This window comes from Variovorax sp. P4_B11 (genome assembly GCF_056402355.1).
Window position 1 is genome coordinate 1 of the sequence record NZ_JBFUHO010000108.1, and the last position, 13,001, is coordinate 13,001.

General features: G+C 69.6%; 13 protein-coding genes and 1 tRNA gene. 6 read left to right on the plus strand and 8 right to left on the minus strand.

The genetic code is table 11. The annotated features are described in order from the left end of the window. The 4 genes from AC1DYD_RS39945 to AC1DYD_RS39960 all read right to left on the minus strand — a co-directional run. Positions 1-401 (minus strand): alpha/beta fold hydrolase (locus AC1DYD_RS39945; protein WP_478178253.1); only part of this gene is annotated, 401 nt, incomplete at its 3' end. Between the two features lie 23 nt (positions 402-424). After that, on the minus strand, positions 425-970 hold the full coding sequence (locus AC1DYD_RS39950; RefSeq protein WP_478178254.1) for a cupin domain-containing protein: 546 nt from the start codon (positions 968-970) through the stop codon (positions 425-427). A gap of 24 nt (positions 971-994) precedes the next feature. Further along, positions 995-1,810: an SDR family oxidoreductase gene (locus tag AC1DYD_RS39955; protein WP_478178255.1), complete on the minus strand. Its 816-nt coding sequence runs from the start codon at positions 1,808-1,810 to the stop codon at positions 995-997. Positions 1,811-1,949: 139 nt separating this feature from the next. Beyond that, complete coding sequence (locus AC1DYD_RS39960; protein ID WP_478178264.1) at positions 1,950-2,933, minus strand: Bug family tripartite tricarboxylate transporter substrate binding protein; 984 nt, start codon at positions 2,931-2,933, stop codon at positions 1,950-1,952. Positions 2,934-3,227: 294 nt separating this feature from the next. On the opposite strand from AC1DYD_RS39960, the gene tcuC reads away from it, so the two are divergent. Continuing rightward, positions 3,228-4,535, plus strand: coding sequence for a tricarballylate/proton symporter TcuC (tcuC, locus tag AC1DYD_RS39965; RefSeq protein ID WP_478178256.1), 1,308 nt, complete (start codon positions 3,228-3,230; stop codon positions 4,533-4,535). Between the two features lie 37 nt (positions 4,536-4,572). Next, a complete protein-coding gene (locus tag AC1DYD_RS39970) occupies positions 4,573-5,310 on the plus strand; it encodes a transporter substrate-binding domain-containing protein (RefSeq protein WP_478178257.1) in 738 nt (245 codons plus the stop codon). Here the strand turns inward: AC1DYD_RS39970 and AC1DYD_RS39975 are convergent. The 3 genes from AC1DYD_RS39975 to AC1DYD_RS39985 form a co-directional block, all read right to left on the minus strand. Beyond that, the gene (locus tag AC1DYD_RS39975; RefSeq protein WP_478178265.1) at positions 5,307-6,290 is read right to left on the minus strand and encodes a 2-dehydropantoate 2-reductase; all 984 of its coding nucleotides are present in this window, start codon (positions 6,288-6,290) and stop codon (positions 5,307-5,309) included. The genes AC1DYD_RS39970 and AC1DYD_RS39975 overlap by 4 nt on opposite strands. Before the next feature lie 44 nt (positions 6,291-6,334). After that, positions 6,335-8,959, minus strand: a complete 2,625-nt coding sequence (gene alaS, locus AC1DYD_RS39980; protein WP_478178258.1) for an alanine--tRNA ligase — start codon at positions 8,957-8,959, stop codon at positions 6,335-6,337. Between the two features lie 207 nt (positions 8,960-9,166). Continuing rightward, a tRNA-Gly gene (locus AC1DYD_RS39985) sits at positions 9,167-9,240 on the minus strand. On the opposite strand from AC1DYD_RS39985, the gene AC1DYD_RS39990 reads away from it, so the two are divergent. From AC1DYD_RS39990 to AC1DYD_RS40005, 4 genes are all read left to right on the plus strand, one after another. Next, positions 9,226-10,086 carry a cytochrome b gene (locus tag AC1DYD_RS39990; RefSeq protein ID WP_478178259.1) on the plus strand — a complete coding sequence of 287 codons (861 nt, stop codon included), beginning with the start codon at positions 9,226-9,228 and terminating at the stop codon, positions 10,084-10,086. The two genes, AC1DYD_RS39985 and AC1DYD_RS39990, sit on opposite strands and share 15 nt — an antisense overlap. Next, positions 10,083-10,640, plus strand: coding sequence for a YceI family protein (locus AC1DYD_RS39995; protein ID WP_478178260.1), 558 nt, complete (start codon positions 10,083-10,085; stop codon positions 10,638-10,640). Before AC1DYD_RS39990 ends, AC1DYD_RS39995 begins: the two co-directional genes overlap by 4 nt. Positions 10,641-10,789: 149 nt before the next feature. Beyond that, complete coding sequence (locus AC1DYD_RS40000) at positions 10,790-11,527, plus strand: YceI family protein (protein ID WP_478178261.1); 738 nt, start codon at positions 10,790-10,792, stop codon at positions 11,525-11,527. Between the two features lie 5 nt (positions 11,528-11,532). Beyond that, entirely contained in the window at positions 11,533-12,120 is a 588-nt protein-coding gene (locus tag AC1DYD_RS40005; protein ID WP_478178262.1) for an SRPBCC family protein, read from the plus strand. An 81-nt stretch (positions 12,121-12,201) separates the two neighbouring features. Here the strand turns inward: AC1DYD_RS40005 and AC1DYD_RS40010 are convergent. After that, positions 12,202-13,001 (minus strand): hypothetical protein (locus AC1DYD_RS40010; RefSeq protein WP_478178263.1); only part of this gene is annotated, 800 nt, incomplete at its 5' end.

The window sequence follows — 13,001 nt, forward strand, 5'->3', positions numbered from 1 at the left end:
GAGCCCGGCCGCGCCGCGGCTGCCGCCGTCAGAGCGCCGAGCGAATGGCCGACCAGCGTGCAGCGGTCGATGTCGAGCGCGTCGAGCATCGCGCCCAGCCGCTCGGCATAGTCGGCGGCCCTGGGCAGCGCGGGCGCGAGCGGCGTCGAGGCGCCGTAGCCGGGCGCGTCCCAGGCCAGCACGCGCGCCTGCGGCGCCAGCCGCAGGGCCGTGTCGAGCCAGGACGCGGCGCCCGACCCGATGCCATGCAGGCAGACCAGCGCCGGCCCGCTGCCGCATTCGCGCACCGACATCACGCCGCCGCCGCGCAGCGCCACGGCGCGCGCGGGGAAGCTCGCGTCGAGGCGCGCCACTTCGGAGGGCGGCAGGGTTGCGGCGGGGTTCATGGCGGCGGCGCTCATCGGATCGTGCTCGATGCCGGGGTTCAGCGCTTGATGTTCGCCAGCGGATGGTCGGCCGGATAGGTCGGCGTCACCGGCTTCTTGGCGCCCAGCATCACGCACATCAGCGCGTCTTCGTCGCCGATGTTGATCTCTTCGCGGTAAACACCTGGGGGCACCGAGATCAGATCGCGGTCGGTCATGAGGGTCTCGAAGCGCTCGCCGTCCTTCTCGATGACGACCTTGAGCTTGCCGCGGATCAGGAAGAACACTTCTTCCACGTCGGTGTGCAGGTGCGGCGGGCCTTCGTGGCCGGCCGGGATCACCATGGTCGAGAAGGTGAAGTTCTCGGCCGGCACGGTGTTCACGTCCTTGGCGACGCCGGTGCCGCCGGTGCCCACGTAGCGCATCTGCGCACGGCGGAACTTGGGGTCGAGGTCCGCCTGGAACTTGAGTGCATCCCAGTCGTACTTGCGGGTCGCGTAGCGCGCGATGCGCGTCTCCATCCATTGCTGGAGGCTGCTGCCCTCGGGCTGCGCCAGGGTATCGGCGGCGCCGTCGATCTTCTGCTGTTCGGACAAATCGCTCATCGGGAATCTCCTTGGTCGAAATAATCAATGCATCACGAAGCCGCCGTTGACGGCGAGCAACTGGCCGGTCACGAAGCGCGACAGGCCCGAGAGGGAAAAAAGCATCGCGCCGCAGACGTCGGCGGCCTGCTGCTCGCGCGGGATGGCGCGGCCTTCGAGGTATTTCTGGTGCCGGGCCAGCGGCACGTATTCGGTCGCCTCGACCAGCGTCAGGCCGGGCGCCACGGCATTGACCGTGATGCCCTCGCCGCCCCACTCGCGCGCCAGCGAGCGCGTCATGGAGATCACGGCGCCCTTGCTCGAGGCATAGGCCAGCAGGTTCGGGGCGCCCCACAGCGCGGTGTCGGACGCCAGGTTGACGATGGCGCCGCGGCCGCTGGCGGCCAGCGCGCCGCGGCAGGCGCGGCTCATGAGCCAGGTGCCGCGCACGTTGACGTCCATGACGCGGTTCCAGGTGCCGATGTCGAGCGCCTGCGCGTCGCGGCCGCCCGAGTTGGTGATGGCGGCGTTGTTGACCAGGCCGTCGAGGCCGCCGAGGGCTGCGGTCGCCGCTGCGGCGCAGGCTTCGATCGAAGCCGGGTCCGACAGGTCGACCGCCAGYGCGTGGGCGGTGAAGCCGGCCTCGCGCAGCGCCGCGGCCTCGGCCTGCGCCAGGTCCGAGAGGATGTCGGCCATCACCACGCCGGCACCGGCGGCGGCGATGCACTTGGCGAAGGCCAGCCCCAGGCCGCGCGCGGCGCCGGTCACCAGCACCTTGCGGCCGGCGAGCAGGTTGGTGGGAAGTTCCGCAAGCAGGGCCTGCAGGCTCTGGTGGTCGGGCGTGACGCTGGGTTCGCTCATGGGTTGGTCTCTTCCGTATGGATCTGCCTGAAACCGGCGCGGCCAAGGGCCAGGGATACCGCGGAACCGGCTTCGCCGGGCCGCAGGTATCGCCCCCTTGAGGGGGAGGCGCCGCAGGCGCTTCGGGGGTGTTTCATATCTAGTCGGCCTGGATGCCGAGTTCCTTGATGACGCGGCCGAAGCGTTCGAAATCGGCGGCATTGGTCTTGGCCAGGGTCTCGGGCGTGCCGCCCAGCGGCAATGCACCGAGCACCGCCATCTTGGAAGCGACATCGGGCATCTTGAGGATCTCGTTGAAGTGGGCGTTGAGCGTCTTCACGAGTTCGGGCGACAGGCCCTTGGGCGCGAAAATCCCGTTCCAGGCCATCACCTCGACATCCTTGTAGCCGAGCTCCGCGAGCGTCGGCACGTTGGGCGCGAGCGGCGAACGCACGCGGTCGGCGACCGCCAGCGGGACCAGCTTGCCGCCTTGCAGGTAAGGCGCGATCGGGCCGTAGGTGACCATGGTCAACGGCACGTGGCCGCCGAGCACGTCGTTGATCGCCGGCGCCACGCCCTTGTAGGGCACGTGCTTGATGTCGAGGCCGGCGGTCTTGTTGAACATCTCGCCGAGGATGTGCATCGGCGAACCGCTGCCCGGGCTGGCATAGGAGAGCGCCTGGCCGCTCTTCGCGGTGGCCACCATCTCCTTGAGGCTCTTGGCGCCGCTGGCCGGCCCCGAGACCAGGAACAGCGGCATCAGCGCCGTCTGGATGATGGGCGTGAAGCCGTTCACCACGTCGTAGCCGGCGCCGGCGCCGGTCTTCAGCACGATCTGGGCGATCGAGAAGGTGCTCGGCGCCACCAGCAGCGTGTAGCCGTCGGCCGGGGCCTTGGCGACAAAGCTGCTGCCGATCACGCCGCTGGCGCCCGGACGGTTGTCGACCACCACCGGCTGGCCGATGCGGGTCGAGAGCTTCTCCGCGAACAGCCGCGCCAGCGCATCGGTGTCGCCGCCGGCCGGATAGGCCACCACGAACGTGACCGGCTTGCTGGGCCAGGCCTGGGCCCAGCTCGGGCCGGCGGCGACGGCGGCTGCGGTGCAGAGCGCGAGGGCCAGCGCTTGGCGGCGTGTGTTCTTCATCATCATGGGAGGCGATTCCTTGGCGTTGGGGAGAATTCGCTTGTGTTTCACTAATAAAACGCTGATTTATTAATGAAACGATGGACGAAGGATAGTAGGTGGAGGGCCGCTCAAATATAGGTAAAAACCCTAGCCCCCAAGGCGCGACAGCGACGCCTACATCTCGGCGGCTGAGCCAGGCCTGACTTCGCGGGGCGGGACATACCCCGAGTGCGCCGACGGCGGATCGACAGCTTCGCTTCCTACGATGAAGGGACCGTGCAGCCGCAGGCCGCACACCCTCCGGAGACATCCATGAGCACAGCCATCCTGGCGCAAGGCCATCCCGCGGCCCCGGCCAGCACTTCCAAACTCGGCGCAGTGCTGCGCGTCACGAGCGGCAACTTCCTCGAGCAGTTCGACTTCTTCCTGTTCGGCTTCTACGCCACCTCCATCTCGAAGGCCTTCTTTCCCGCCAGCAGCGACTTCGCCTCGCTGATGCTGACCTTCGCGGTGTTCGGCGCCGGCTTCCTGATGCGGCCTCTGGGCGCCATCGTGCTGGGCGCGTACATCGACGAGGCGGGCCGCCGCAAGGGGCTGATCGTCACGCTGGCCATCATGGCCAGCGGCACGGTGCTGATCGCCTTCGTTCCCGGGTACGCGACGATCGGCATCGTGGCGCCGGTGCTGGTCCTGCTGGGCCGGTTGCTGCAGGGCTTCTCGGCTGGCGCCGAGCTGGGCGGCGTCTCGGTCTATCTCTCGGAGATGGCGACGCCGGGACACAAGGGCTTCTACACCGCCTGGCAATCGGCCAGCCAGCAGGTCGCGATCGTGCTGGCCGCGGCGCTCGGCTTCGCGCTCAACGAGACGCTGTCGCCGTCGGCGCTGGCCGACTGGGGCTGGCGGATCCCGTTCTTCGTCGGCTGCATGATCATCCCGTGCATCTTCGTGCTGCGCCGCTCGCTGCAGGAGACCGAGGCCTTCCAGGCCCGCAAGCACCATCCGACGACGCGCGAGGTGTTCCAGTCGATGGCGCGCAACTGGCGCGTGGTGCTGTGCGGGATGCTGCTGGTCGCCATGACCACCACCACCTTCTACCTGATCACGGTCTACACGCCGACCTTCGGGCGCACCGTGCTGCACCTGAGCGCGCGCGACAGCCTGATCGTGACCCTGCTGGTGGCGCTCACCAATTTCATCTGGCTGCCGATCGGCGGCGCGCTGTCGGACCGCATCGGGCGCAAGCCGCTGCTGCTGGCGGTCACGCTGCTGGCGATCTTCACGGCCTATCCGGCCATGCACTGGCTGGCGGCGGCGCCCAGCTTCGGCCGCATGCTCGACGTGCTGCTGTGGTTCTCGTTCCTGTTCGGCATGTACAACGGCGCGATGGTGGTGGCCCTGACCGAGGTGATGCCGGTGGAAGTCCGGGTGGTCGGCTTCTCGCTCGCCTACAGCCTGGCGACCGCCGTGTTCGGCGGCTTCACGCCGGCCATCTCGACCTGGCTGATCGAGGCGACCGGCGACAAGGCGGCACCGGCCTGGTGGCTCAGCGTGGCGGCGGTCTGCGGCTTGACGGCCACCTTGATCCTCTATCGCAAGGGCCGCCGGCCATCGGTCGCCTGACACCGCGCCCACCTGGGCTGCGGCAGAATCCGGGGCGATGAGCACCCTCCTCTCCCCGGCCGTGGTTTCGGCCTTCACGCCCTCGGGCGCCCTGCGCGCCTCCATCAACCTCGGCAACCCGATCCTCGCGAACAAGGATCCCGCCAGCGGCGAGCCGGTCGGCGTCTCGGTCGACCTGGCGCGCGCCTTCGCCGAACGGCTCGGCGTCGGGCTCGAGCTGGTGGTGTTCGAGAAGGCCGCCGCCTCGGTCGACGCGGTCCGCGGCGAGCAGGCCGACATCGGCTTCTTCGCCATCGACCCGGCACGCGGCGAAGGACTGCGCTTCACCGCGCCCTACGTGCTGATCGAGGGCAGCTACTTGGTGCCGACGGGCTCTGCGATCCGGGGCAACGACGAGGTGGACCGCAACGGGCTGCGCATCGCCGTCGGCAGCGGCAGCGCCTACGACCTGTTCCTCACGCGCGAGGTCCGGCAGGCGCAGATCGTGCGCGTGCAAGGCGCCCAGGGCGTCATGGAGAGCCTGCGTGCCGGCCAGGTCGAGGTGGCCGCGGGCATCCGCCAGGTGCTCGAAGCCGAGGCCGCAGGCGACCCGGCCCTGCGCCTGCTGCCGGGCCGCTTCATGGTGATTCAGCAGGCCATGGGCACACCCGCCTCGCGAGGTCCCGAAGCCGCCGCCGCCCTGGCCGCCTTCGTCGAGGAGATGAAGGCCAGCGGCTTCGTGGCCGATGCGCTGGCCCGACATCGGATCCAGGGCGCCAGCGTGGCGCCGGCCTAGATCCCCAGCTGAGTCAGCAGTTGCCGCGCCGGCCAGCGCTCCCGGCGGGCCGGCCAGGCCTCCACCAGTTCGACCATCCGTGCGTTGAGCGGCGCCTGCATGCCGTGGCTCTGCGCCAGCCGCACCACCTCGCCACTGAGCACGTCGATCTCGGTCTTGCGCCCGAGCGCCAGGTCGTCGGCCATGCTCGATCGCGCCTTGGCATCGATGCGCAGCATGCGCGCCGCCACCAGCCGGAACAATGGCGTCGGCAGCCCCAGGATCGGCGGGATCCGGGCCGGCGGTACCGCACCGAGCTGGGCCGGCGCGATGCCGGCCCGCGACAGCACGGCCAGCGCCTCGTCGATCAAGGCCGCGAAGCAGCGCCGATAGTCGCGCTCCAGCAGTTCTTCGCGCAAGGGCAGCCCCGACAGCGCATTGACCGGATTGTTGAGATTGAACAGCAGCTTGCCCCATTGCACCGGCAGCATGTCGGGCAGGAGATCGATCGGGATCCCGGCGCGCTCGAACACCGCCACCCAGGGCCGCAGCGCCGGGTCGTCCTGGGCCGCCAACCGGCCCTCCGTGCCCCGATGGAAGGCGCCAGGGCCGATCTCGGCGACGTTGTAGGGCACCATGGCCGGCAGCACATGCAAGCCCGGCCCGGCCTCGGCGGCGACCCGCGCATTCGAGATGCCGTTCTGCAGCGACAGTACGGTCGTGCCGGCCGGCAGGGCTGCGGCGAGCTCTGCCGCGGCTTCGGCGGTCGCGCCGCTCTTGACGGTCAGCAGCACCAGTGCGGGCCGGATGCCCGCAGGCACGACTTCGGACAGTTGCAACTCGGCGGCTGACACGCGGCCCTGCAGCCCGTCGAGATCGGTGAGCGTGAGGCCGTGCTGCGCCAGTTCGCCCAGCACGCGCGGCCGGCCCACGAAGGTCACCCGGACCCCCGCCGCCGCCAGCCGGCCGCCGACGAACGAGCCGATGGTGCCGGCCCCCATCACAAGGATGTCGACCGCCACGTCGTCCACCACGCGGAGCCGCCCTACAGGCGTTCCGCGACCCAGCCCCGAACTGAATTCAGCGCCGCCGCAACAGCGGCCGCATCGGTGCCGCCGGCCATCGCCATGTCGGCCTTGCCGCCGCCCTTGCCGCCGACCTGCTGGGCCACGAAGTTGACCAGTTCGCCGGCCTTGACGCGGCCCAGGGTGTCGGCCGTGACGCCGGCCGCGATCTGCACCTTGCCGCCATCGACGGCGGCCAGCACGATGGCCGCGGTCTTGAGCTTGTCCTTGAGCTTGTCCATGGTGTCGCGCAGCGTCTTGGCGTCGGCGCCGTCGAGCTTGGCCGCCAGCACCTTGACCCCCTTGACATCGACCGCCTGCGCCAGCAACTCGTCGCCCTTGGACGATGCCAGCTTGCCCTTGAGCGAGCCGACTTCGCGCTCCAGCGCCCTCACCTGCTCCAGCACCTGGGTGAGCCGGCCCTGCAGTTCGGAGGCCGGCGTCTTGAGCGTCGCGGCCGCGCTGAACACGGTGGCCTCGAGCTGCTGCAGATAGGCCAGCGCGTTGGCGCCGGTCACGGCCTCGATGCGGCGCACCCCCGCGGCCACGCCGCCTTCGCTGGTGATCTTGAAGAGGCCGATGTCGCCGGTTCGCGCCACGTGCGTGCCGCCGCAAAGCTCGCGGCTGCTGCCGATGTCGAGCACCCGCACGGTCTCGCCGTACTTCTCGCCGAACAGCATCACGGCGCCGGTCTTCTGCGCCGACTCCATGTCCATCAACCGCGCCTGGGTCGCCTGGTTGGCCAGGATCTCGGCGTTCACGCGGCGCTCGATCTCGAGGATCTGCTCGGGCGTGACGGCCGCGTTGTGCGCGAAGTCGAAGCGCGTCTTGTCGGCGTCGACCAGCGAGCCCTTCTGCTGCACGTGCTCGCCGAGCACTTCGCGCAGGGCCTTGTGCATCAGGTGGGTGACGCTGTGGTTGCGCATGGTGGCGGCGCGGCGCGCGGTGTCGACGCGGGCCGTGACGGTGTCGCCGACCTTCAGCGTGCCTTGCGTCTGGGTACCGTGGTGGCCGAACACGTCGGCCTTGATCTTCTGCGTGTCCTCGACGCCGAACTGCACGCCTTCGGCGGCGAGCACGCCCTGGTCGCCGACCTGGCCGCCGCTCTCGGCGTAGAAGGGCGTGGTGTCGAGCACCACGATGCCGGGCTGGCCCTCGGCCAGCTGCTGGACCGACGCGCCTTCGAAGTAGAGCGCGACGACCGTGGCCTTTTCTTCGAGCAGCTCGTAGCCCGTGAACACGTTGCCCGCGCCCGTGTACTCGACGGCGCGTTCCATCTTGAACTTGCCCGCGGCGCGACCCGCGGCCTTTTGTTTTTCCATCGCGGCATGGAAGCCCGCCTCGTCGACCGCCACGCTGCGCTCGCGGCAGACGTCGGCCGAGAGGTCGAGCGGAAAGCCGTAGGTGTCGTGCAACTTGAAGGCGACGTCGCCCGGCAGCACCTTGGCGCCGCCGGCCAGCGCCGCATCGAGGATCTCCATGCCATTGGCCAGGGTTTCGAAGAAGCGCTCTTCCTCGGCCTTCAGCGTCTCGGTGATGCGCTTCTCGTCGGCGCGCAGCTTGGGATAGGCATCGCCCATCAGTGCCACCAGGTCGGGCACCAGCTTGTGGAAGAAGGGCTTCTTCTGGCCCAGCTTGTAGCCGTGGCGGATGGCGCGGCGCACGATGCGGCGCTGCACGTAGCCGCGGCCTTCGTTCGACGGAATCACGCCGTCGGCCACCAGGAAGGCGGTGGCGCGGATGTGGTCGGCGATCACGCGCAGGCTCTTGTTCGCCACGTCCTTCTCGCCGGTCTCGCGCGAGGCGGCCTTGACGAGTGCGTCGAACAGGTCGATCTCGTAGTTGCTGTGCACGTGCTGCAGGATCGCGGCCAGCCGCTCCAGTCCCATGCCGGTGTCGACGCAGGGCGCGGGCAGCGGCTTGACGCTGCCGTCGGGCTGCATGTCGAACTGCATGAACACGTTGTTCCAGATCTCGATGTAGCGGTCGCCGTCTTCATCGGGGGAACCGGGCGGGCCGCCGGCGATCCCCGGGCCGTGGTCGTAGAAGATCTCGCTGCACGGGCCGCAGGGGCCGGTGTCGGCCATCATCCAGAAGTTGTCGGACATGTAGCGGCCGCCCTTGTTGTCGCCGATGCGCACGACGCGCTCGGGCGGCAGGCCGATGTCCTTCGTCCAGATGTCGTAGGCCTCGTCGTCCTCGATGTAGACCGTGGCCCAGAGCTTCTCGGCCGGCAGCTTGTAGACCTCGGTCAGCAGCTCGAAAGCCCACTTGAGCGACTCGCGCTTGAAGTAGTCGCCGAAGCTCCAGTTGCCCAGCATCTCGAAGAAGGTGTGGTGGCGCGCGGTGTAGCCGACGTTCTCAAGGTCGTTGTGCTTGCCGCCGGCCCGCAGGCAGGCCTGGACCGAGGCGGCGCGCACGTAGGGGCGCTTGTCGGTACCGAGGAACACGTCCTTGAACTGCACCATCCCGGAGTTGGTGAACATCAGGGTCGGATCGTTGGCCGGCACCAGAGAGCTGGAGGGCACGACAGTGTGGCCCTTGGTCGCGAAGAAATCGAGGAACGACTTGCGGATGTCGGCGACGCTGAAGGTGGGCTGGCTCATCTTGGGTTCTTGGCTTGTGCAGGTGCAAATGGGCGGCCGGTTGGGGGCAGCCCCTGCATCGAACCCACCTGACTGCTTGATCTGCTGGAGCCTGCGATTATAGGTTTGGGGGCTGTCCGGCCCCGTTGCCGCCCTCGAGGATCTTGGGGCCGCCGAAGGTCAATCGACTTCGGCGCTCAGCAGGCGCGCAGGCGCCGATGTGCGATCTGGAGCGGGTGAAGGGAATCGAACCCTCGTATGAAGCTTGGGAAGCTGCCGTTCTGCCATTGAACTACACCCGCGGCTGGCGCGGATTCTACCGTGGCTCCGGATCTCGCCCCGACGGCGCCGGCCCGGAACGGCCGCGCGACCTGAGCATTCGCCGGCATCGCCGGCATCCGGGCCTTCGCCAGGCGGCGAAGAGGCGCAGATCGCTTGCCGCAGCGGAGTTACAGTGGGCGAATTCGGCCGGCGGCAGCCGCCATGGGCGTGGCGGCAGACACACCGGCCTGTTCGCGGCCCGGCCGCGCCGGGCTGTCTGCGAAGGAAACCATGCAAGAACGGGCGTTCGCGCGCACTGCGGGATGCGGATGAAGGCATCGAACATCGAACCCGCATGGAACGGGGTCGCGAAATTCCTGCACTGGCTGGTCGCGCTGCTGATCTTCACCCAGTTCGCGCTCGGCTGGCTGGCCGCGACCTGGCGGTTGTCGCCGACCAAGCTCGATCTCTTCGTCTGGCACAAGTCCATCGGCATGCTGATCCTGATCCTCGTGGTTCTGCGCCTCGCGTGGCGGCTGGCAACTCCCGCGCCGCCGCTTCCGGCCGGCATGCCGGCCTGGGAGCGGGCAGCGGCACACACGAGCCACGTGCTGCTCTACATCGTGACGCTCGCCATGCCGCTCAGCGGCTGGGTCATCCAGTCCGCCTCGGGCGTGCCCTTCAAGATCTTCCGGCGCATTCCGCTGCCGTCGATCACCGCAGCCGACAAGCACGCCGCGGATGTCGCGTCGCTCGTGCATTTCTCGCTTGGCGTGCTGCTGGCCTCGATCCTGCTGCTGCATATCGGCGCGGCGCTGCGTCATCACTTCATCCAGCGGGACAATGTGCTGATCCGCATGCTGCCTGCAAGGAGCCTTCCGAAATGAAAACACTGGGCTGTCTGGTCTCGCTGCTCGCCTGTACGGCTTTCCAGGTCGCGCACGCGGCCGACTGGAAGATGGACCCGTCGGGCAGCCGCCTGGAGTTCATCACCTCGTTCGAGACCGTGCCGGCGCCCGGCGTGTTCAAGGACTTCGACGTCCGCACCCGTTTCGATCCGCAGGCTCCGGCCGGCGGTCGGCTCGATGTCACCATCCAGGTGGCCAGTGCGGACATGGCCAGCGCCGACATCAACAAGGCGATTGCCGGCGTCGAATGGTTCGATTTCGCCAGGCACCCGCAGGCGGTGTTCCACGCCACCGACATCGCCCGTGCCGCGAATCGCTACGTGGCGCATGGCACGCTCACGCTCAAGGGCGTGCAGCAGCCGGTCGAGGTGCCGTTCAGCTGGACCCCCGCCGGCGAAGGCGCGACGATGGACGGCGAGTTCGTGGTCAAGCGGGCGCCGTTCGGCATCGGCACCGGCGAATGGGCCGCGACCGACGTGGTCGGCCCCGATGTGACCATCAAGTTCCACGTGCGGCTGCGCAAGGCCGGCTAGGATGAAACACCCCCGAAGCGCCTGCGGCGCCTCCCCCTCGAGGGGGCGATACCAGCGGCCCGGCAAAGCCGGTTCCGCGGTATCCCTGGCATTTGGCTGCGCCGGTTTCATGCGTCGTGGGTCGCGCCAGGCGCGGTGGAGCCACTGAGATGGCTGGGCTGCGCCCGATGCGGTCCGCCGTTCTGCTCGCGCTGCTGGCGGCCGGGTGCGCGCAGCCGGGCCGCGAGGCGGTGCGGGAGCCGAATGCCGCGACCGCCCTGGCGCCCGAAATGTCTCTTCGCAAGGCCTACGAGGAGGCCGCGGCGCAGGGTCGTCCCGTCCATTGGGTGGATGCCGAGCAATCGCTGGTCGTGGTCACGGTGCGCCGCGGTGGAACGCTCGGGCACCTCGGCCACGATCACGTGGTGGCCAGCCGCGCGATTCAGGGCTGGGTCGCGCCGGATGCCGGCCGGGCCGACCTTTTCGTCCCGCTGGCGGAACTCGTGGTCGACGAGCCGGCGCTCCGCGCCGAGGCCGGGCTGGACACCCAGCCGAGCGCGTCGGACATCGCCGGCACGCGCGCCAACATGCTCGACAAGGTGCTCGAGACGCAGACCTTTCCCTACGCCCTGATTCGCGTCGCCGGCGTCGGCCGCACGGCGACCGGCGTGCGCCTGGATGTCGCGATCACGCTGCGCGGCGTGACGCGGACCTTCGCGGTCCCGGCGCGGGTCGAGACCGGCCACGACACCCTGGAGATCGCCGGCGCGTTCGAGTTCAACCAGTCGGACTTCGGCATCGTGCCGTTTTCCATCCTCGGCGGCGCGGTGCAGGTGCAGGACCGCTTGAGCCTGCGCTTCCGGATTCGGTCGCATCGCACCGCGCGACCGGGCGAACTTGCGGATTGAGGGCGATGCGCGGCCGGCTCATCGCCACCCTCCTGGCCTCGGCGCTGCTCCTGCTCGCGGCGGCAGGCCCGGTCGGCGGAGCGATGGCGCAGCAGCTCGATATCGCTGCCGCGAACCAGGGCGGCTTCATCACGGTGACGGCTTCGGCCGAATTGCAGGCCGATCCGCGCACGGTGTGGGCGGTGATTTCCGACTACGACCATCTCGCCGAGTTCATCCCGTTCATGCGCAGTTCGAAGGTGGTGCAGCGCGATGGCGACAAGCTGCTGGTCGACCTGGTCGGGGAGTTGGCCTTCCTGTTCTTCAGGCAGCCGATCGAGGTGCGGCTGGAGGTGGTCGAGACGCCGCCGCGGCGGATCGTCGCGCATGCCGTGAGCGGCAATCTCCGGGCCATGGAGGGCCGCTATGCGGTCGAGTCGCTGCCGTCGGGCCTGGTGCGGCTGTCCTATTCGGGTGGCGTGGCGCCGGCGTTCCCGCTGCCGCCGGTGGTCGGCACCGTGGTCGTGCGGCTGGTCCTCGCGAAGCAGTTCCGGGCGCTGGTGGCGGAGATCATCCGCCGCGACGCGGTCGCGCGCGGCGCGCCGGCGCAGTAGCCGGAGGCCGCCGCACGACTGCAATGCGGCATCTGTCGCCTGCTGCAGGCCCGGCCGACCTTCGCCAGTGGATGCATGGCCTCAGTCGTCCACGCCGGTCAACAGGCCCTGCAGGTCGTCGTCGAAACCCGCCACGGGCTGCGCCTTGGCCAACGCCATCCAGACGGCAAAGGGCATTCGCGGCAAGGCACGGTGCACCGCCGAGCGCGCGACCACCAGCCGCCCGTGCTGGGCGATCAGCACGCCGCACTCCGACGGGATTTCGTCCGGCTCGCCGACCGGGCGGCCCTTGGCGTCGCAGCCCAGCACGTACCAGCACTCGCCGCCCAGGTCCAGGTAGGCGGCGCGCTTGTCGGGCTTGCGCAGGTCGCTCAGCAGGTCGGCCCGGTTGACCTTGACCTCGTGCACGACCGGCTGCGCATAGGCCTCGACGCTGGTGTTGCGGATCGAGAAGACATCCGGCCGCGCGATGCACCAGCGCGGCTTGTCGCCCTCGGCCGCGCCGGCCAGCCGGGCCCGCAGGCTCAGGCCGCGCCAGGCCACGCGGCCGGCGCGCGTCATCTCGCGCGCGACCTGCTCGACCAGCGCCTCGTGGCGCGACAGCGCGGCCCGGTTCACCACCAGCGTGCGCGCCAGCTGCGCGATGCCCGCATCGGTCAGGCGCAGGGTCTCATGGCCCTGCGCCGAACGCACGCGCGCCAGCAGTCCCGCGGCCAGCAGGTCGACCTCGATGGCGTCGCCGCAGGGCCAGCCGGCCGATCGATGGATCTCGCGCAGCCGCCGCGCATGCAGGCGGCCGAGCGCCAATGCGCCCGGCGGCGGATCGGCGACCRGCGGCGGCGCGCCCGGGTCGATCCGCGGCGGGTCCGACGGTGGCGGGT